Origin of the sequence: Leifsonia sp. 466MF, assembly GCF_900100265.1 — a bacterium.
GTDB lineage: Bacteria > Actinomycetota > Actinomycetes > Actinomycetales > Microbacteriaceae > Leifsonia.
Genome location: NZ_LT629696.1, coordinates 2,136,105 through 2,155,324 on the forward strand (window position 1 = coordinate 2,136,105; position 19,220 = coordinate 2,155,324).

The 19,220-nt window shown below is 71.3% G+C and carries 18 protein-coding genes; 10 read left to right on the plus strand and 8 right to left on the minus strand.

Annotated elements, in window-relative coordinates; translation table 11 throughout:
• Positions 1–44: 44 nt before the first annotated feature.
• Positions 45–923 carry a metal-dependent hydrolase gene (locus BLR91_RS10190; RefSeq protein ID WP_089875432.1) on the minus strand — a complete coding sequence of 293 codons (879 nt, stop codon included), beginning with the start codon at positions 921–923 and terminating at the stop codon, positions 45–47.
• 85 nt (positions 924–1,008) lie between these two features.
• On the opposite strand from BLR91_RS10190, the gene BLR91_RS10195 reads away from it, so the two are divergent.
• Positions 1,009–1,974 carry a Dyp-type peroxidase gene (locus tag BLR91_RS10195; protein ID WP_089875431.1) on the plus strand — a complete coding sequence of 322 codons (966 nt, stop codon included), beginning with the start codon at positions 1,009–1,011 and terminating at the stop codon, positions 1,972–1,974.
• Positions 1,975–1,982: 8 nt separating this feature from the next.
• Here the strand turns inward: BLR91_RS10195 and BLR91_RS10200 are convergent, their stop codons facing one another.
• Both BLR91_RS10200 and BLR91_RS10205 read right to left on the minus strand, forming a co-directional pair.
• Positions 1,983–2,201 (minus strand): hypothetical protein, encoded by a 219-nt coding sequence (locus BLR91_RS10200; protein WP_157694643.1) that lies wholly within the window; start codon positions 2,199–2,201, stop codon positions 1,983–1,985.
• 407 nt (positions 2,202–2,608) lie between these two features.
• On the minus strand, positions 2,609–3,520 hold the full coding sequence (locus BLR91_RS10205) for a DMT family transporter (RefSeq protein ID WP_089875429.1): 912 nt from the start codon (positions 3,518–3,520) through the stop codon (positions 2,609–2,611).
• A gap of 75 nt (positions 3,521–3,595) precedes the next feature.
• Between BLR91_RS10205 and BLR91_RS10210 the strand changes: the two genes are divergently transcribed.
• A complete protein-coding gene (locus BLR91_RS10210) occupies positions 3,596–4,105 on the plus strand; it encodes a MarR family winged helix-turn-helix transcriptional regulator (protein ID WP_089875428.1) in 510 nt (169 codons plus the stop codon).
• A 125-nt stretch (positions 4,106–4,230) separates the two neighbouring features.
• Positions 4,231–4,512 carry a hypothetical protein gene (locus tag BLR91_RS10215; protein WP_018190622.1) on the plus strand — a complete coding sequence of 94 codons (282 nt, stop codon included), beginning with the start codon at positions 4,231–4,233 and terminating at the stop codon, positions 4,510–4,512.
• 15 nt (positions 4,513–4,527) lie between these two features.
• Here BLR91_RS10215 and sufU read toward each other — a convergent pair whose 3' ends face one another.
• Together sufU and BLR91_RS10225 are read right to left on the minus strand one after the other, a co-directional pair.
• Complete coding sequence (sufU, locus tag BLR91_RS10220; RefSeq protein WP_018190621.1) at positions 4,528–4,965, minus strand: Fe-S cluster assembly sulfur transfer protein SufU; 438 nt, start codon at positions 4,963–4,965, stop codon at positions 4,528–4,530.
• Positions 4,962–6,251 carry a SufS family cysteine desulfurase gene (locus BLR91_RS10225; protein ID WP_089875427.1) on the minus strand — a complete coding sequence of 430 codons (1,290 nt, stop codon included), beginning with the start codon at positions 6,249–6,251 and terminating at the stop codon, positions 4,962–4,964. The genes sufU and BLR91_RS10225 overlap by 4 nt, the downstream gene beginning before the upstream one ends.
• 180 nt (positions 6,252–6,431) lie before the next feature.
• Between BLR91_RS10225 and BLR91_RS10230 the strand changes: the two genes are divergently transcribed.
• The 4 genes from BLR91_RS10230 to BLR91_RS10245 all read left to right on the plus strand — a co-directional run bounded on the left by BLR91_RS10230 (position 6,432) and on the right by BLR91_RS10245 (position 11,202).
• Positions 6,432–8,105: an HAD family acid phosphatase gene (locus BLR91_RS10230; RefSeq protein WP_089875426.1), complete on the plus strand. Its 1,674-nt coding sequence runs from the start codon at positions 6,432–6,434 to the stop codon at positions 8,103–8,105.
• A 54-nt stretch (positions 8,106–8,159) separates the two neighbouring features.
• Complete coding sequence (locus tag BLR91_RS10235; protein WP_018190618.1) at positions 8,160–8,357, plus strand: hypothetical protein; 198 nt, start codon at positions 8,160–8,162, stop codon at positions 8,355–8,357.
• 66 nt (positions 8,358–8,423) lie between these two features.
• Positions 8,424–10,376, plus strand: coding sequence for an MSCRAMM family protein (locus BLR91_RS10240; protein ID WP_089875425.1), 1,953 nt, complete (start codon positions 8,424–8,426; stop codon positions 10,374–10,376).
• Between the two features lie 22 nt (positions 10,377–10,398).
• Positions 10,399–11,202 carry an alpha/beta fold hydrolase gene (locus BLR91_RS10245; protein WP_089875424.1) on the plus strand — a complete coding sequence of 268 codons (804 nt, stop codon included), beginning with the start codon at positions 10,399–10,401 and terminating at the stop codon, positions 11,200–11,202.
• 182 nt (positions 11,203–11,384) lie between these two features.
• Here BLR91_RS10245 and BLR91_RS10250 read toward each other — a convergent pair whose 3' ends face one another.
• Both BLR91_RS10250 and BLR91_RS10255 read right to left on the minus strand, forming a co-directional pair.
• Positions 11,385–12,785 carry an MFS transporter gene (locus BLR91_RS10250; protein ID WP_018190615.1) on the minus strand — a complete coding sequence of 467 codons (1,401 nt, stop codon included), beginning with the start codon at positions 12,783–12,785 and terminating at the stop codon, positions 11,385–11,387.
• Positions 12,786–12,910: 125 nt separating this feature from the next.
• A complete protein-coding gene (locus tag BLR91_RS10255) occupies positions 12,911–13,789 on the minus strand; it encodes an oxidoreductase (protein WP_089875423.1) in 879 nt (292 codons plus the stop codon).
• A gap of 102 nt (positions 13,790–13,891) precedes the next feature.
• Between BLR91_RS10255 and BLR91_RS10260 the strand changes: the two genes are divergently transcribed.
• From BLR91_RS10260 to BLR91_RS10270, 3 genes are all read left to right on the plus strand, one after another.
• The gene (locus tag BLR91_RS10260; protein ID WP_089875422.1) at positions 13,892–14,776 is read left to right on the plus strand and encodes a helix-turn-helix domain-containing protein; all 885 of its coding nucleotides are present in this window, start codon (positions 13,892–13,894) and stop codon (positions 14,774–14,776) included.
• A 69-nt stretch (positions 14,777–14,845) separates the two neighbouring features.
• A complete protein-coding gene (locus BLR91_RS10265) occupies positions 14,846–17,422 on the plus strand; it encodes a DUF4062 domain-containing protein (RefSeq protein ID WP_089875421.1) in 2,577 nt (858 codons plus the stop codon).
• A complete protein-coding gene (locus tag BLR91_RS10270; RefSeq protein WP_089875420.1) occupies positions 17,419–18,231 on the plus strand; it encodes a hypothetical protein in 813 nt (270 codons plus the stop codon). The genes BLR91_RS10265 and BLR91_RS10270 overlap by 4 nt, the downstream gene beginning before the upstream one ends.
• Positions 18,232–18,303: 72 nt before the next feature.
• Here BLR91_RS10270 and BLR91_RS10275 read toward each other — a convergent pair whose 3' ends face one another.
• The gene (locus BLR91_RS10275) at positions 18,304–19,140 is read right to left on the minus strand and encodes an alpha/beta fold hydrolase (RefSeq protein WP_018190611.1); all 837 of its coding nucleotides are present in this window, start codon (positions 19,138–19,140) and stop codon (positions 18,304–18,306) included.
• Positions 19,141–19,220 lie beyond the last annotated feature (80 nt).

The following is a 19,220-nucleotide window of genomic DNA, read 5'->3' on the forward strand; positions in this document are numbered from 1 at the left end:
GCCGAAAAACTCAGGAGCCGTTGGTGTGAGAGGCGCCGCGGGGGTCAGGCGAGGTGCGCGGTCGTGCGCATCGTCAGAGTGACGGCTCCCTCCGCCTCGGCGAGGTCGAGCTGGATGTCGGCGCCGGTGAGCTCGGTGAGCGAGCGCAGGTGGGTGCCGCCGCACGGGATCTCGACAACGCCCTCCGGCAGCTCGGCCCGCCAGCGGCGCCGGTCGCCGAGACCCTGGCGAGCGCCCTCCCGCACGATGGAGATGGCGGCGCCGCTCGCGATCCAGTCGGCGAGGGTGCGATTCGCCGCGGCGGTCACCTCGTCCAACTGCGCGGGGAGGTCGGCGGCCGCGAAGCCCTTCTTCCGCAGGCTCTTGCCGATGCGGTACTCGTCGAGCGAGCCGCCCTCGAGGATGCGCGAGCTGGTGATCGCGAGCTGGTCGAAGTTGGGGCGGCCACGACCGTCGACGGCGACCTCCTTCGTCCACAGGCCGGCGAGCGCGTCGTTCAGGGCGAGGGACGCCAGATGGCAGGCGGTGTGCCCGGCGGAGAGGGCTCGGCGTCGGGCCGGGTCGACGCTGACGGCGACACCCGCTCCCGGCTCGATGCCCGCAGCATCCTCGACCAGGTGGCACACGACGAAGGCCCAGCCCTCGGTTCCGGTGCGGACCGGCGCGTCGCCCACGTGCAGGGTGGTGCCGTCGGTCGCGCCGACCACCGCATCCACCACCTCGTACGCACGCCCGTCGACGGTCAGCGTCCCGGCGTCGGCGGGCTGATCCGGCCACACCGGGTCGACGGGATGGAACGCGGTCCGGTCGAGCACCACGGCCGAGCGGCCGTCGGGCAGAGGCTGGACGAGGACGACGGTTCCGGTGGAGGTCAGGTCGCCGTCGGGATAGGTGACGGCGGTGTCGATGGAGGGCAGGCTCATCCCTCCAGCCTAGGTCGGCGCGGACGGCACGCCCGCGCGTCCGCCCGAGTGGCGACGCGACGCCCCGATACGGCAGCATGGCGGCATGGCGAACACCGGCGACCAGCCCTGGCAGCGCGTCCCCATCGATCCGCAGAGCGTCGACGCACCCCTGTCGCGCGCCGCCGTCTTCCTCGTGGTGACGGTCAACGACACGCCGGAGGCGCTCGCCACCGTGAAGGACGTGCTCGGCGGCATCACCGACCAAGTGAAGACGGTCGGCTTCCGCGACCTCGGCGCCCGGCTCTCGTGCAACGTCGGCATCGGCGCCGCCCTCTGGCCGCGCCTCACCGACACGCCCCTCCCGCGCGAGCTGCACCCCTTCCGCGAGATCGCCGGATCGGTCCACACGGCCGTCTCGACGCCGGGCGACCTGCTGTTCCACATCCGCGCCGAGCGGAGCGACTTCACGTTCGAGCTGGAGCGTCAGCTCCTCGACTCCCTCGCCGGCGCCGTCGAGGTCGTGGATGAGGTGGTCGGGTTCCGCTACTTCGACGCCCGCGACCTGCTCGGCTTCGTCGACGGCACCGCCAACCCGGCGGGCGGCGACATGACGGAGGCGACCGTCGTCGGCGACGAGGACCCGGAGCACGCGGGCGGCAGCTACGTCGTCGTCCAGAAGTACCTCCACGACCTGGGCGCCTGGAACCGGCTGCCCGTGCCGTCGCAGGAGGGCGTGATCGGCCGCACCAAGGTCGAGAACATCGAGCTGGACGACGCCGAGCACGGCCAGAAGTCGCACAAGACCCTCGCGACGATCGTCGACGAGGCGGGGACCGAGCACGACATCCTGCGCGACAACATGCCGTTCGGACGCCCCGGACACGGCGAGTTCGGCACCTACTTCATCGGGTACTCCCGCGCGCTCTGGGTGATCGAGCGGATGCTGGAGCGGATGTTCGTTGGCGACCCGGAGGGCAGCTACGACCGCATCCTCGACTTCTCGACCGCGGCGACCGGCTCGACCTTCTTCGCGCCGACCCGCAGCTTCCTGGAGTCGCTCGGCAGCTGAGGGCGACGTCACGTCAGAATCAGAGCGGCAAACGTCAACCACGCTGCAGCACCGACGAAACACGCCATCGCGTGCTTCGGTTTACCTCGGCTTGCCTGTTCCACGCCCATCAGGACGCAGAGAAGTGAGAACAGGGCGTACACCGCAACGTCCAATGGGCTGTTGAGAAACCCAGGGAGAGTGCCTGTCATCGACAGGATGACGCGGAGCGCCAGGAAGCTGCCCATGGCCGCCGCCACAACAGTCTCCGCGACTCGCAAACGTCTCCCTCTGGCGACTTCCTGTGTCGGTCCCATGGGTTATCCCGCACACTATTTCAGGCCGTAAACCGACGTCCCCAGCCCCAACCAGGCGACGGCACCTTTCGCGCTGAGCACCACAGCGCCCCCGATTCCGTAGACGCGAGCAGCGCAACCGCCCTCATGGCAGGAGCTTTCCGCATGGATTCCCTCTCGTTCGTCGTCGAACGCGCGGACCCGTTGCTCCTCACCCGCTCAGCGGAAGGAGCTTCGTCCACGACCGGACGGGATATCCCGTCGTATGAATACGACGAGGGAATTGGCGGATCGTGATGCGGGTTCTCGATGAGATTTACCGATTCCGCCGCCCGAGCAGCTGAACGCCGAGCAGGCAGCTACGACCGCATCCTCGACTTCTCGACCGCGGCGACCGGCTCGACGTTCTTCGCGCCCACCCGCAGCTTCCTGGAGTCCCTCGGCAGCTGACCGGCCCTCGGCAGCCGACCGAGCGCGATCCCGGCCAGCACGATCGCGAGTCCGAGCAGCTGCCGCCCGTTCAGCGCCTCCCCCGCGACCACTGCACCGAGCACCACGCCGGTGACGGGGTTGAGCAGCCCGATCAGTCCGACCGTTCCGGCCGGAAGGTGCCGCAGACCCGCGAACCACGCGACGAACGCCAGAGCGGTCGCCACGACCGTGACGTAGGCGAATCCGGCGATCGCCGCGCCGTCCAGCGCCGGAGGCGCGCCTTCGACGATCACGGCGAGCGGCAGCACGAGCAGTCCGCCGGCCAGCAGCTGCCAGGCGGTGGATGCGACCAGATCGACCGCTCCCCAGCGCGTCGCGAGCGCGTAACCGATCGCCGAGCCGACCAGGGCGGTCACCGCGAGGACGACACCGAGTCCGTCGACGGCGTCCGCTCCCCCGAACAGCATGAGCGCGACGCCCACGATGCCCGCGGCACCTCCCGCGAGTGCCAGCGCGCGCGGCCGCTGCCCGAGGATCACCCGTCCGGCCGCCATCATCACGAGCGGCGACGCCGCCATGACCGTCGAGGCCACACCGGAGGGCAGCCGCTGTGCGACCGCGTAGACGAGCGCGAAGAAGCCGCCGGTGTTCAGCACGCCCAGCACGGCGGACCGCCACCACCACGCGCCGTGCGGACGGCGACGGCTGATCGCCAGGAGGATCACCCCGGCCGGGAGCGCGCGGATGACGGCTCCCCAGAGCGCCTGGTCGGGCAGCACGGCCCGCGTGACGACGTAGGTGGAGCCCCACGCGACGGGCGCGATGGCGGTGACGAGCATCCATCGCCAGGTCGCGGCGAACCGATTATCTTCCATGGAAGCTACTTTAGCTTCCAAGGAAGGTATTGTGAAGGGATGGAGCAGGAAACCGGAGAGCAGACCGACGCCGTCGCGCGCATCCAGGCCGAGTGGCGCCGTGAGCGTCCCGACCTCGACCCGTCGCCGCAGGGCATCGTCGGCCGACTGCACCGTGTCGCCGCCCGGCTCACCGACGAGCTGGTGGCCGTCTACGACGCGCACGGGCTCGCCGAGGGCGACTTCGACGTGCTCGCCACCCTGCGCCGCGTGGGCGCGCCCTACGAGCGGACCCCCGGCGAACTGGCCGACCACACCATGATCACGACCGGCGGTATGACGAAACGCATCGACAGGCTGGAGCGCGCCGGCCTCGTCACCCGCCGCGTCTCCGAGACCGACGGCCGCGGCCGGGTCGTCGCGCTCACCCCGCGCGGACGCGAGGCGATCGACGCGGCGTTCACGGATCACCTCGCCAACGAGCACCGCCTGGTCGACGAGCTGAGCCCGCGGGATGCGGCCGAGCTCGAGCGCATCCTCACCGTCTGGCTCTCCCGGCTGGAGCCCTGACCGGTACCGGAAGCACCCGCGGAAGACGCCCCGACACACCTCCCGCGTAACGCGACGCAGGTTTTCGCAACAGGTCGTCATCTTCATGGCGGCGGCGCGCGGCCACGCGGTACAAACGGTCGATCATGTCGCGCATCTTCACGAGCAAGTTCAGCCCGGGACGGGCCCGCTGGGAGCTGGTCGTCAGCCCGCAGGGCGACGTGTACGCCTTTCCGCTCACCCTGCCGCTCGCGCAGCGGCAGGTGCTGGGCGGCCATCGCCGCTACCTCGTGGGACGCGTCACTCGGGGCGCCCAGGCGTGGACGGCCGCGGGCCCCTCGGGGCTCGTCTACGGCACGACGTTCCCGTCGCTGCCGTCCGCGCTGGAGGCGATCGCCGACGAGGTGGACCTGGCACCGGTGCCGTGACGGCTACCGCTCCGATCAGGCGGACTTGAGCAGCGCGTCCTCGAGGGCCACCCACGGCAGCATCGCGCACTTCACCCGCGTGACGTACTTGGAGACGCCGGCGAGGGCGACCGCGTCGCCGAGCAGTTCCTCGTCGCCCTCCAGTGCGCCCTTCGAGTGCATGAGCTCGCGGAAGGCGGCGATGGATGCGGACAGCCGCTCGCGGTCCACCTCCTCGACCAGGTCGCTCAGCAGCGACGCGGAGGCCGTCGAGATCGAGCAGCCGTGCCCCTCCCAGCCGATCGAGAGGATGCGCCCGTCGGCCGCGGTGCGCACACCGACCGTCACCTCGTCGCCGCAGGTGGGGTTGAACTGGTGCGAGGTCGCGGCCTCGTCGCCCGCGATGCCGTAGCCGTGCTTCTCGCGGGCGTGGTCGAGGATGACCTGCTGGTACAGGTTCTGCAGGTCGCTCATCGGACTCCTCCGCTCGTGACGCCGAAGAAGGCGCGGGCGTCGGCGATCGCCTCGACGGCCGCATCCACCTCGTCGGCGGTGTTGTAGAGATAGGTGCTGATGCGCGTACTGGCGGTCGCGCCGAAACGGCGGTGCACGGGCTGCGCGCAGTGGTGGCCGACCCGCACCGCGATACCGCGGTCGTCGAGGAACTGGCCGACGTCGTGCGCGTGGATGCCGTCCACCACGACGCTCGCGAGGCCGACCCGCGGCACACCGGCACCCGGGCCGAGCACGCGCACGCCCTCGACCTCGTCGAGGCGCGCGAGCAGCCGCTCCCCCAGCGCCTCCTCGTGCGCTTCGATCGCGGGCATTCCGACCGCATCGAGGTAGTCGACGGCGGCGGCGAGGGCGACGGCCTGCGACACGCGCTGGGTCCCGGCCTCGAACCGCTGCGGCGCCGGGAGGTACTCGGCGCCCTCCAGCGTCACCTGCGTGATCATGGAGCCGCCGGTGAGGAAGGGCGGGAGGGCGTTCAGCAGCTCGCTGCGGCCGTAGAGGGCGCCGACGCCGGTCGGGCCAAGCATCTTGTGGCCCGAGAACACGGCGAAGTCGACGTCCAGAGCGGGCAGGTCGACGGCCAGATGCGGGACGGACTGGCAGGCGTCCAGCACGACGAGCGCGCCGTGTTCGTGGGCCAGCGCGACGAGCTCGGCGACGGGGGTGATGCCGCCGAGCACGTTGGAGACGTGCGCGAACGCGACGACCCGCGTGCGCGGACCGATGATCTCAGCGGCCTGGTCGAGCCGCAGCATCCCGTCGTCGGTCAGGCCGATCACGCGCAGGGTCGCGCCGGTGCGCGCGGCGAGCTCCTGCCAGGGGATGAGGTTGGCGTGGTGCTCCGCCTCCGTCACGACGAGCTCGTCGCCGGGGCCGAGACGGAAGCGCTCGGCCGCCGCGCCACCGCGTCCGAGCGAGGCGTTCGACATCCCGTACGCCAGCAGGTTGATGCCCTCGGTCGCGTTGGAGGTCCAGACCAGTTCCTCCGGCTGTGCGCCGACGAAGCCGGCGACGCGCGCCCTGGCGTCTTCGAACAGCTCGGTCGCCTCGCCCGCCACCGTGTGCGCCCCGCGGTGCACGGCAGAGGTGAAGCGCTCGGCGAACTCGCGTTCGGCGTCGAGCACCTGGCGCGGCTTCTGCGACGTGGCGCCGGAGTCGAGGTAGACGAAGGGGTGCCCGTTCACCTCTCGCGAGAGGATCGGGAAGTCCGCACGGAGGGCGGCCGTGTCGAGAGTGTCGGTGCTCATACGGGCGTCAACGTTACCGGCGCCGACTTCAATCCCGCTGAGTGTGTCGTTCGGTTCGCGACCGCCGGCGACGTCCCTTCGCTTCCGCTCGCGTCGACCCTTCGCTAGGCTGCTCCCGGCCCCCGAACGGGGGCAGACATCCAGGCCACACGACGGCCGCCCGATGGCGAAGGTGCGATCATGTCCGACTCCCTCCACTCCCCCTCCCGGTTCCGCCGCGTGTTCGTCGGCGCCGCGAGCGCTCTCGTGCTCGCGCTCGGCGTCGGCCTGGCGGACGCCCCCGCAGCGCTCGCCTGGGATCCGGGGCCCGGAAACGGGCACGGCCACGGCGACACGGCTCTCACGCCGCGCACCTCGTTCACCATGGCGCCCGACGGCTCGAGCGGAGGGACCCAGGGCGGCGAAGGCATCCCGAACATCGACTCCGACAAGAAGACGATCGCCACCTACTACGGCGACCCCGGGACCGGCATCGCGAACAAGACCGACTCGCCGTACATCCGCGAGCTCGGCGGCATCCTCGGCCGCGAGAAGACGGAGCTCAAGGCCGAGTACGACCGCGCCGTGCAGCAGGGTCAGAAGCCCGCGATCGTCTTCGACGCGGACGACACGACGCTCTGGACGTACGACATGGAGGTCGCGGACATGCACTTCCAGTTCAACCCGGCCGAGCAGGATGTGTGGGTCCAGGGTCAGCGCTTCCCTGCCACTCCCGGAATGGTCGACTTCGTGAACCAGGCCGCCGCGCTCGGGTACACGGTGTTCGGGCTGACCGGGCGAAACGACAATCAGAAGGCCGCCACCCTCGGCAACCTCGACAAGGTCGGCTACACCGCGTTCACCTCCGACCGCTTCTACACGAAGTGGACGGGCACCGGCGCCTCCCAGCAGCCCTCGTACATCACGTGCGCGGCGGCCAGCTGCACGACCGTCGAGTACAAGGCGCTGACGCGGAAGCACATCCAGGACCTCGGCTACACGATCACACTCAACGTCGGCGACCAGTGGTCGGACCTTCAGGGCGGCTACGCGGAAGAGGCGCTCAAACTCCCCAACCCGACCTACTACCTGCCGTCTCCGGACCTGCCCGGCGTCTCCGAGCCGCAGCTCGCCCCGCGCACCCACTTCACCATGGCACCCGACGGCTCGAGCGGAGCCACCGAGGGCGGCGAGGGCATCCCGAACATCGACTCCGTCAAGAAGACCATCGCCACCTACTACGGCGACCCGGGCACGGGCATCGCGAACAAGACCGACTCGCCCTACATCCGTGAGCTCCGCTCCATCGTGCTGCGCCAGGCGCCGGTGCTGGCCGCGACCTGTTTCGTCGAGAAGAAGCTGCACAAGAACCCGGCGATCGTGCTCGACACGGACGACACCACGCTCTGGACGTACGACATGGAGGTCGCGGACATGCACTTCCAGTTCAACCCGGCCGAGCAGGATGTGTGGGTGCAGCAGCAGCGCTTCCCGGCCACGCCGCACATGACGACCCTGGCGGCCGTCGCCCAGAAGGCCGGCTGCACGCTGATCGGCCTCACCGGGCGCAACGACGACCAGAAGGCGGCGACGCTCGCCAACCTCGCGAAGGTCGGCTACACCGGCTTCACCGCGCAGAACTTCTACACGAAGTGGACGGGCGTCGGCGCCTCGCAGCAGCCGTCGTACATCACCTGCGCGACCGCCAAGTGCACGACCATCGAGTACAAGTCGCAGACGCGGGCGCACATCGAGTCGCCCTCCGGCGGCCGCTACGACATCGTCGCCAACTTCGGCGACCAGTTCAGCGACCTGATCGGCGGCTACGCCGACCGGACCGTGAAGCTGCCGAACCCGACGTACTACCTGCCGTAACCCGCCGTCCGCTCGGCCGTGACCGAACCATCCCCGCCCGGATAGGCTCGGAGCATGGTCGAGCGGACGAACGGTTCCCCCTGGTTCTTCATCCTGGGAGTCGCACTCGTCGTCATCGGGCTCGCGGGTCCGCTGCTGGTGGATGCGCTGGCCGGAGAGACGCAGTGGCTCGTGCGCGGCGCCGGTGTGCTCGTGGCGATCGGCGGTGCTGTGCTGATCGGATTCGGCGTGCGGCGGCGGCAGGGGCGCTGAGGTCCTCGTCGGCGCCTGCTCCGCTGGTGCTAGACGCGGCCTGAGACCAACGGCTAGCCTCGCCGGGTGAGCCGTCCGACGCGCACCACCGCCCGATCCGCCCTCGCCGGCGCCGTAGCCGCCGGCCTCGTCGCCGCGTCGGTCCTCCTGACCTCCCCCGCCTCCGCGGCCACCGTCGCCCAGTGGGCGTCCTGGTCCACCACCGGACCGGGGTCGTACACGATGCAGGTCGCGAACACCCCGCGCCTCAGCGCGACCGTCAGCACCGACTCCCGGAGCGGGCAGATCGGCGTGATCTCCGGAACCAGCACCTGGCTCGCCGCCGGCACCCCGGTCGGCCAGAAGTACGGCTCCAGCCAGAACCAGCCGTACCTGAACCTGCGGCCGAAGGCGGACACCCCGACCGCGCCATCCACGACGACCTACGCGTTCGCGGCAGCGACGCCGATCAGCGGTTGGGCCTTCGTGCTGGGCGACATCGACGCCGACGCCGTCCAGGTACGCGCGATCGGGCCGGATGGGATCGCGCTGACGGCCGCGCAGCTGGGCTTCCGCGGCGGCTTCAACTACTGCGCTCCCGGACTCGCCGGCAAGCCGTCCTGCACCGGGTCGGCCACCGACGTGCCTGTCTGGGATGCCGCGACGACGACTCTGACCGGCAACGCAGCCGCGATCGACACCAGTGGTGCCGCCGCGTGGTTCGAGCCGAGCGCGCCGATCAGCGCTCTCACCTTCGTGTACCGGCAGCGCTCCGGATTCCCGGTGTTCCAGACCTGGTTCACAGCACTGACACGCGACATCACCGGGACCGTCACCGCTTCCACGGGGTCGATCACCGGCACCGTGCTCACCCTCCGCGACGCCGACGGCGAGGTCGTCGCGACCACGACGCCGCTCGCCGACGGCACATATGCCTTCACGGGCGTGCAGGCGAGTTCGGGCTACACGGTCTCGGTTACCCCGCCCGCCGGGTCGATCGCCGACGGCGCGGTCACCCTGCCCGCCGACCTGTCGACGCAGGATGCGGTGGCCGACTTCGGCATCCACGTGATCATCCCGGTCGGCGTCAGCGGCACCGTGCGCGACACGGCCGGAGATCCGATCGCCGGAGTCACCGTGCAGCTCGACACCGGCGCGACGACCACCACCGGCCCCGACGGCGTGTACCGGTTCGAGGAGGTGCCGACCGGTCCGCACACGGCGACCGTGACGGTCCCGGCCGGGTACACGTTGGCCGTGCCACCTCCGCCGTTCGCCGTGCCCATCGGCAGTGAGGACCCGATCGACGGCGTGGATGCGGTGCTCCAGGAGAACGCGGACGTCACCGGCCGCGTCACCGACGCGGGAGGCGGGGTGGCCGGTGCGGTGGTCACCGCAGTGCTCGCCGGCGGCGGCACGGTGAGCGTCGTGACGGGCGCGGACGGCAGCTACACGCTCCCGCGCCTGACGCCGGGCTCGTACACGATCACCGTCACGCCCCCGCCCGGGACGACGGTGGTCGGCCCTGCGTCGCAGAGCGTGACGGTCGCATCCACCGACATCGGAGACGTGGACTTCGCCCTCGCCCGCGCGGGTGCGGTCGAGGGTGTGGTGAGCGCCGTCGGCACTCCCGTGGCCGGCGCCGCGGTGCAACTGACCGGCCCGGTCAACGCTGCGTTCACCACGGGCGCCGACGGAGCCTTCGCGCTCGGCGGCCTGCCTGCGGGGACCTACACCCTCACGGTGACGCCTCCCCCGGGCTACACCGTCACGGGTGCGGCGACGCGCACGTTCACGATCACCGCGGCGGGCGAGGCGGTCGACGACCAGGACTTCGCGCTCGTCGCACCGGTCACCCCGCCGCCGACGGGCGCCGGCCCCGCGGGTCCCGGGGCGGGGACGGGTTCGTCGGCGACGGTCGAGCTCGCCGAGAGCGGCTCGGATGCAGGGGCGTTCGCTCCGGCCGGGCTGCTCGGTATCGCGGCGCTGATGCTCGGGCTCGTCTCGCTCGTCGGCTCGCGCCGGCGTCGGCACTCCTGAGGACAGGGCTACGCTGCACACCATGAGCACCCTCGCCTCCGCCGACGGCAGCACGATCGCGTACGAGATCGACGGGACAGGTCCCGCCGTGATCCTCGTCGACGGCGCGATGTGCTTCCGGGATGCCGGGCCGATGCGCCCGATCGCCGCCGCCCTCCGCGACCGGCTCACGGTCGTCCTCTACGACCGCCGCGGTCGTGGCGAGAGCGAGGATCGGCTCGCGGATCCGACCGCACGCGCGGACGCGGTCGCGCGCGAGATCGAGGACATCGCCGCGCTCGTGGATGCTGCGGGCGGCTCGGCGACGCTGTTCGGCATGTCGTCGGGTGGCGCCCTGGCCCTGGCCGCCACCGCAGCCCTCGGGCCGGACCGCATCCCGCGCGTCGCCGTCTACGAGCCGCCGTACCTGCCCGACCCGATGCTCTCCTCGGCGACGGCCTACACGAGCGAGCTCGGGGCGGCGCTCGCGGAGGACGACCGCGCCGGCGCCGTCGAACTGTTCCTCCGCCGCGTCGGTGTGCCCGACGCCGGGATCGAGGGGATGCGGAGCTCGCCCGGGTGGGAGAGCACGCTCGCCCTCGCGCCGACCCTCGCCTACGACGACGCCGCGATGGGCGACAGCCGCATCCCGGACGACCTGCTGCAGGCGATCAGCGTGCCGGTGCTCGGCCTCGCGGGCGAGCAGAGCCCCGGCTTCCTGCGCTTCGGCGCGGAGGGCGTGGCCGCTGCCGCCCAGGACGGCGAGTTCGCGATCGTGGCGGGCCAGACGCATGACGTGTCGGGCGAGGCCGTGGCGCCCCATCTCATCCACTTCGTCGCGGGCTGACCCCTCGACATTCGTGCCGAATGTGCGCTTTCAGCGCGCCATTCCGCACATTCGGCACGAATCTCAGTCGTCCCTGAACGCCACCGCGTCACGATTTGGCGCAAATCTCGGTTCTGGGGCGCTCAGAACCGAGATTTGGCGCAAATCTCGCGTGGATGGGCGACGCAGGGAGGCGAGACGGCTCAGCCGCGCACGGGCTCCGGCGCCTCGGCGCGGCGGCCGACGCCGCGGATCGGGCTGGCCGCCTGCTCCGCCTCGTGGTCGGGGCCGAGCGGGATGCCGGTGCGGTCGCGCAGCAGCAGGGTCGCGATGAGACCGAGGAGCGTCATCCCGGCGAGGTACCACGTGACGGAGAGCGTGCTCCCGGTGGCCTGCACCAGCGCCGTCGCGATGGTCGGGGCGAACGCACCGCCGAGGATGGCGCCGATCGCGTACGAGATCGAGACGCCCGAGAAGCGGATGGATGCCGGGAACAGCTCCGAGTACAGCGCCGCCTGCGGCCCGTACGTGAAGCCGAGTCCGATGGTGAGGATGGCGAGGCCGAGGAACAGCAGGCCGATGTTCCCGGTATTCACCAGCGGGAACAGGGCGAACACGCCGACCAGCTGCAGGATCCACCCGATGATGTAGGTGGTGCGGCGGCCGATGCGGTCGCTCAGCCAGCCTGCGAACCAGGTGGCGGCCAGCCAGGTCACGGCGGAGGCCGCGACCGCCCAGAGGACCGGTCCGCGGTCGAGCTTCAGCGGCCCCTCCGGGTTGGTCGCGTAATTCTGGATGTATCCCCCGGTCGTCATGTAGCCCACCGCATTGTTGCCGGCGAAGACCAGGGCGGCGACGATCACGAGCAGCGCGTGCTTGCGGAACACCTGCACGATCGGCATGCGGGTGCGCTGGCGCCGCTCCGCGATCTCGGTGAAGACCGGGCTCTCCTCGACGCGACGCCGCACCCAGTATCCGATCGCGATGAGCACCACGGAGAACAGGAACGGCACCCGCCAGCCCCAGGCGAGGAAGGCGTCGCCGGGGGCGATGACCGTCATCAGGGCCATCGCGCCGGAGGCGAGCAGCAGGCCGAGGGGAACGCCGATCTGGGGCGAAGCCCCGAACAGCCCGCGCCGCGCGGTCGGCGCGTGCTCGACCGCCATGAGCACGGCGCCGCCCCACTCGCCGCCTGCGGAGATGCCCTGGAGCACGCGCAGCAGCACCAGGAGGATGGGAGCCGCGATGCCGATCGCCTCGTACGTCGGCAGCAGGCCGACGAGGGCGGTGGCGAGTCCCATCAGGATCAGCGTGACGACGAGCACCTGGCGCCGCCCGTAGCGGTCGCCGAAGTGTCCGGCGAGGAATGCCCCCAGCGGACGGAACAGGAAGCTCACGCCGACCGTCAGGAACGACAGGACCGTGGCGAACTGCGGCCCGGCGGGCGCGAAGAACAGCTGGCCGAAGACGAGGCCGGCCGCGGAGGCGTAGATGAAGAAGTCGTACCATTCGACCGTCGTTCCGATGACGGTGGCGAAGACGACCCGGCGGCGATCCGTCTGCGAGCGGATGCTGCCCGTTGGCGTGAAGGGGGATGTGCTCATCGTTGTGTACTCCCAGTGCTGCGACATCGTTGTCCCGGAGCGGCGCTCCGATCCGCCAATGATATACGATTTCGCATTCGAAGCAATGGGGTCCGTGAGATCGAGCGAGCACATCCCCCCAGGGGTCAGCCGACCGCGTCCAATTCGGCGATCGCGTCCTCCGACAGTTGTAGCCCGGCGCCCGCGATGTTGTCGCGCAAGTGCGCCACCGACGAGGTGCCCGGGATCAGCAGGATGTTCGGCGAGCGGTGGAGCAGCCACGCCAGGGCCACGGCGAGCGGCGTCGCACCGAGCCGCTCGGCGACCGACGCGAGCGTGCCCGACTGCAGCGGCGTGAAGCCGCCGAGCGGGAAGTACGGCACGTACGCGATCCCCTCGCGGGCGGTCCGGTCGACCAGCGCGTCATCCTCCCGGTTGGCGATGTTGTAGAAGTTCTGCACGGTGACGACCGGGGCGATGGCCTGTGCCTCGGCCAGCTGCTCCGCACTGACGGTGCTCAGCCCCAGGTGCCGGATGAGCCCCTCCCGCTGCAGGTCGGCGAGGGTGCCGAACTGCTCGGCGATCGAGCCGGGCTCCGGGCGGTCGAAGCCGCCGACGCGCAGGTTGACCACATCCAGCACGTCGACCCCGAGCGAGCGCAGGTTCTGGTGCACCTGGTCGCGCAGCTGCTGCGGCGAGCGCGCGTGCGGCCAGTTGCCCTCCGCGTCCCTCTCCGCCCCGACCTTCGTGACGATGTGGAGCGTGTCGGGATACGGCGCGAGCGCCTCGCGGATGAGCTCGTTGGTCACGTGCGGGCCGTAGAACTCGGCCGTGTCGATGTGGGTGACGCCCGCCTCCACAGCGGCTCGGAGCACCGCGATGGCCCCGTCGCGGTCGGCCGGCGGCCCGAAGACACCCGGACCGGCGAGCTGCATGGCGCCGTATCCGAAGCGGGTGAGGTCGAGGTCGCCGGTGCGATAGCTGCCGCCGGGGAGGGCGGCGCGAGTGGTGTCGATGTCTGTCATGGCATCCACTCTCCGGCCTCGCCCGCGCGCCAGGCAGTACCGCGACGATCCTGGGGATGGGAGGACCTGGATGCGCTCACCGCGCGCTCCTAGACTCGCGCTGTGGCCACCTCCCGCTCCGAACCGAACTCCCTCGGCGAGTACCTCCGCGCCCGGCGCGAGCTCGTCGATCCGGCGTCCGTCGGCCTCCGGGTCACGGGTGTCCGACGCACACCCGGGCTCCGCCGCGAGGAGGTCGCGACGCTCGCCGGGATCAGCGCCGACTACTACCTGCGGCTCGAGCAGGGCCGCGACCGCCACCCGTCCGCGCAGGTGCTGACCGCGCTCGCGCGCGTCTTCGCGCTCGACGCGGCGGCCACCGAGTACCTCCTGAGTCTCGGCGAGCCGCAGCCCGCGCGCGTCCGCCGCCCAGCCCGTCGGACGGTGCCGAAGGGCATCCTCCAGCTGCTGGAGGTGGTCGAGCTTCCCGCGTTCGTGGAGGACCGGATGTTCGACGTGCTGGCCGCGAACCCGCTCGCGACCGCGCTCTCCCCCAGCATCCGCCCGGGCGAGAACCGCCTGCGCTCCCTCTTCCTCGACGAGGACGAGCGGGCGCTGTACCCGGACTGGGAGCAGGCGACCGCCGGGTTGATCGCGTCGTTCCGCGCCTCGATCGGCAGCGACGTCGACGACCCGCGCATCGCCCAGCTCGTGGGCGAGCTCTCGCTGGGCAGCGAGCACTTCCGCAAGCTCTGGGCGCGGCACGATGTGCGGGGGCTCGGCGGTGGGGCCGCCCGGCTCGACCATCCCCGGGTCGGGATGCTGGAGCTCACCCGGCAGAAGCTGCCCATCGGCGACTCGGGCGGGCAGCTGCTGGTGATCTATCACGCCGAGGCGGGCTCGGCGTCCGCCGCAGCGCTGCGCGAGCTGGGTGCGTCGGCGTCCGCCCTCGAAGCGACCACGCAGTCGGAGCCCGCGCCCGTCCGCTCGTCCCACCACTCGCGCTGAGTCCGACCTGTCGGGGCCGTCAGCACAGACCTCTGGTGCACCCCGGGGTGCGTGCAACAGAATGCGTGCATGAACGGCGTCCCGCGGGTGATCCGCACGCCGGACCAGCGGCTGCGCGTCTTCGTCAGTTCGACCCTCAAAGAGCTCGCCCCGGAACGCCGGGCCGCGCGAGCCGCCATCGAGCGCCTGCATCTCGCTCCGGTCATGTTCGAGCTCGGCGCCCGGCCGCATCCCCCGCGGGAGCTGTACCGCGCCTACCTCGACCAGAGCGACGTGTTCGTCGGGCTCTACTGGGAGCGGTACGGCTGGGTCGCGCCGGACGAACAGGTCTCGGGCCTGGAGGACGAGTACAACCTGTGCCCGCCGCAGCTGCCGCGCCTGATCTACATCAAGGATCCGGCGCCCGCCCGCGAGCCGCGGCTGACCGAGCTGCTCGACCGCATCCGTGCCGACGACCGCGCCTCCTTCAAGTACGTCGAGTCGGCCCAGGAGCTGCAGGTGCTGCTGGAGGCGGACCTCGCCACCCTCCTCGCCGAACGTTTCGAGCTGAGCAGGCTCGCGACCTCTCCGCCGTATCCCGTCGCCTCGACCGCGCCCGTCACGTCGCCGGCCCTTCCGTCGCCGCTGACCCGCCTGATCGGGCGCGAGGCCGACGTCGAGGCGGTCCGCGCGATGCTCGGCGGCGGCGCCCGGCTGGTCACGATCACGGGTCCCGGCGGGATGGGCAAGAGCCGGCTGGCCATAGCGACCGCCTCCGACCCGGGCGACCGCTTTCCGGACGGCGCGGTGTTCGTCGACATCTCCCCCGCGCACGATGCCGCCGGTGTGGTCGGCGCGCTCGCGCAAGCTCTCGGGGTCCGCGACACCGGCGACGCACCGCTCGCGGACAAGGTCACCACCGCGCTGCGCGATCGCCGCGTGCTGCTGGTGCTCGACAACTTCGAGCAGGCGCTCCCCGCGGCTCCGGTCGTCACCTCCCTGCTGGCTGCAGCGCCCGGCGTCTCGGCGATCGTCACCAGCCGGTCGCTGCTCCGCGTCGGCGGCGAGCGGCGGTACGAGCTCGAGCCCCTCCCGCCCGACGAGGCGATGTCGCTGTTCGTGGAACGCGCCCACGCCGTCCGGCCGGATTTCGAGGTCACGTCGTCGAACCGTGGCGACGTCGGCCGCGTCTGCACGGCACTGGACGGCGTCCCTCTGGCGCTCGAACTCGCCGCGGCGCGCGTGCGGGTGCTGCCGCCGTCCGAACTCGCGCGACGACTCGACCACCGCCTCCCGTTGCTCGTCGGAGGCGCCCGCGACCTCCCGGAGCGCCAGCGAACCCTCCGCGCCACGATCGACTGGAGCGCCCAGCTCCTCGACCCGCCCGAGCGCGCCCTCCTCGCCCAGCTCGGCGTCTTCGCGGGCAGCTTCTCGTTGGAGGCAGCGGAGTCCGTCGCCGGGGCGGTGGCCGCAGACGGCGAGGCACCCGACGTGCTCTCCGCCCTGGCCGTCCTCGTCGACAACAGCCTGGTGCGCCAGCACGAGGACACCGCCGCCGCGCGCTTCTCGCTGCTCGCCGTCGTGCGCGAGTACGGGATCGAGCAGCTGGAGCGGGAGGGCACGCTCCCCGCCGTCCGCGACGCGCACGCCGCCTTCTTCCTCGCGCTCGCCGACCGGGCCGACGCGGGGCTCGAAGGCGCCGCGCAGCACGACTGGGTGGTGCGGCTCGGCGCCGACACGGGCAACCTCCGCGCCGCCGTCCGGCACCTCCTCGACCGGAGGGACTGGTCACGGGCCGCACATCTGGCCTGGGCGCTCTACGTGTACTGGTGGGTCGCGGGGCTGCTCGGCGAGGTGCGCGGATGGATGGACGAGGTCCTCGCCGCCGACGAACCGCTGGACGACCGGACGCGCGCCATCGCCCTCTACTTCACCCAGGCGATCACGTTCTGGCAGGATCCGGGCGGCACCGTCGCCGCGGGCCTCACCGAGAGCGCCGAGCTCTTCGGCCGTTCCGACGACCCGGACGGCGAAGCGCTCGCCCTCATCTCGTTCGCGCTGGCCGTGCTCGCCTCGCCGCAACCGGATCCGTCCGCCGCGGACGACGCGATGGACACCAGCCTGCGGCTCTTCCGCGGCCGCGGCGACCGCTGGGGCCAGGCCATGGCGCTCGTCATGCTCGGGAGGGTCGCCCTGCTGCGCGAACGGGTGGATGCGGCACTCGGGCACTTCGAGGAGAGCCTCGCCCTCGCCCACGACAACGGCGACGAGCTGGGCGTGACGATCGCCCAGCACCACCGCGGCTGGGCTCGGCTGCTCCTCGGCGATGCAGCCGGGGCGACATCCGACTTCTCTGCCTGCCTGGCGCTCTCCACCAGGCTGGGCCACGTCGAGGGCATCGCCTACGGTCTGGAGGGGATGGTCGCGGTCGCCGCGCTCTCCGGTGACGTCCGCCGGGCCGGCCGCCTGCTCGGGGCGTCGCGTTCGCTGCGGGAACGCACCGGGCTGTACAACGTGCCCGTGTTCTCCTTCCATCAGCTGTTCGTCGACCGGATGCTGGCTGCCGCCTCGCCCGCAGATGCCGTCGCCTTCGAGTCCGCCATTGGGGAGGGCCGGTCCCTGCCCGCCGATCGCGCCGTCGCCGAAGCGGAGGGACACGACGCATGAGCGACCGCGTGCACCCGTACACGCGCGTCGTCGGCGCGATCATCATCCCGTTCCTGGTCGCCGCCTTCGTGCTGCTCTACCCGCTGGCCGACACCACCGACCGGCTGTTCGCCTGGACCATCCGCCCGCCGATCACCGCGATGCTGCTGGGCAGCGCCTATGCGGGAGGCATCGTGTTCTTCGTCCACGTGGTGCGGCCGAACCGCTGGCACGCCGTCCGGCACGGCTTCCCCGCTGTCCTGCTGTTCGCCACCCTGCTCGCGGTCGCGACGTTCCTGCACTGGGACCGCTTCCATTTCGGGCACCTGTCGTTCATCGTCTGGGTGACGCTGTACGTGACAACGCCGTTCCTGGTGCTCGCCGCCATGATCGTGAACCGCAGGGAGGACTCCGGAGCGGTCGACCGGCAGGATGCCGTGCTGCCCGGCTGGGTGCGCATCCTGCTCGCCCTCATCGGGCTCTGCTCGCTGGTCGTCGGCCTGGTGCTGTTCGTGGCTCCGCAGCTGGCCATCTCGATCTGGGCCTGGCCACTGACGCCGCTCACCGCGCGGGTGTGCGGTGCCATCCTGACTCTGCCCGGCATGGTCAATCTGTGGATGCTGGGCGACTCCCGGTGGAGCGCGTTCCGGCAGATCTTCCAGGCGCAGCTGGTGGCGCTCGCGCTGATGCTGCTCGCCCTCCTGCTCCGCGGCGGCGAGCTGCTGTGGTCTCGGCCGTCCGCCGCTCTGCTCGTCTGGGGACTCGTCGGTTCGTTCGTCGTCTACGCGGCGCTCTACGTGTGGGCGGAGCGCAGGCGACTGCGCACCTGACGCACGCACGACGAAGCGCGGCGCGGACCGCCCGAGGTCCGCGCCGCGCCACTCCTGGCCCGTGGGGGCGGGTTACTTCCGGAGGAAGGTCAGGAGCGCCTCGGTGACCTCGGCCGCGTGGGTCCACAGCAGGCCGTGCGGCGCACCCTCGACCTCCACGTAGTCCGCCTGCGGCAAGAGCTTGTGGAAGGGACGGGCGGTCGCGTCGATCGGGAGGATGTTGTCGGCGGTGCCGTGGAGGATGAGCGCAGGGACGTCGATCTTCGCGATGTCGGCGCGGAAGTCGGTGAACCAGGTGAGCGGAGCCGCGGCCGAAGCCACCGCCCCGCTGCCGGCGGCGACGTTCCAGCTGTTGCGCACGGCCTCCTCGCTGATGCGGGTGCCGAGGTTCTCGTCGAGGTTGTAGAAGTCCTTGTAGAACTGCGTGAAGTACGCGTAGCGGTCGGCCTTCACCGCGTCCACGATGCCCTCGAAGAACTCGCGCGGCGCGGCGCCGTCGGGGTTGTCGTCGGTCTTGAGCAGGTACGGCTCGAGCGAGGCGAGGAAGGCGACCTTGGCGACACGCTCGGAGCCGTAGAGGCCGAGGTAGCGGCCGACCTCGCCGGTGCCCATCGAGAAGCCGACGAGCACGGCGTCCCGCAGGTCGAGGGTGTCGAGGACGACCTTGAGGTCGGCGGCGAACGTGTCGTAGTCGTAGCCGGTAGTGGCCTGGCTGGAGCGGCCGAATCCGCGGCGGTCGTACGTGATCACGCGGTAGCCGGCGTCGAGCAGTGCGGCGGTCTGCTTCTCCCACGAGTGGCCGTCGAGCGGGAATCCGTGGATCAGCACGACCGGCTGGCCGGAGCCGTGGTCTTCGTAGAAGAGCTCGATGGGGGTGCTGTTCTCGGTCCCGACGGTGATGTACGACATCGTGTCGCATCCTTTCTTCGACTGGGCGAGAACGATCGTTCTCGCCGGTGATCCGACTCTAGCGAGAACTATCGTTCTCA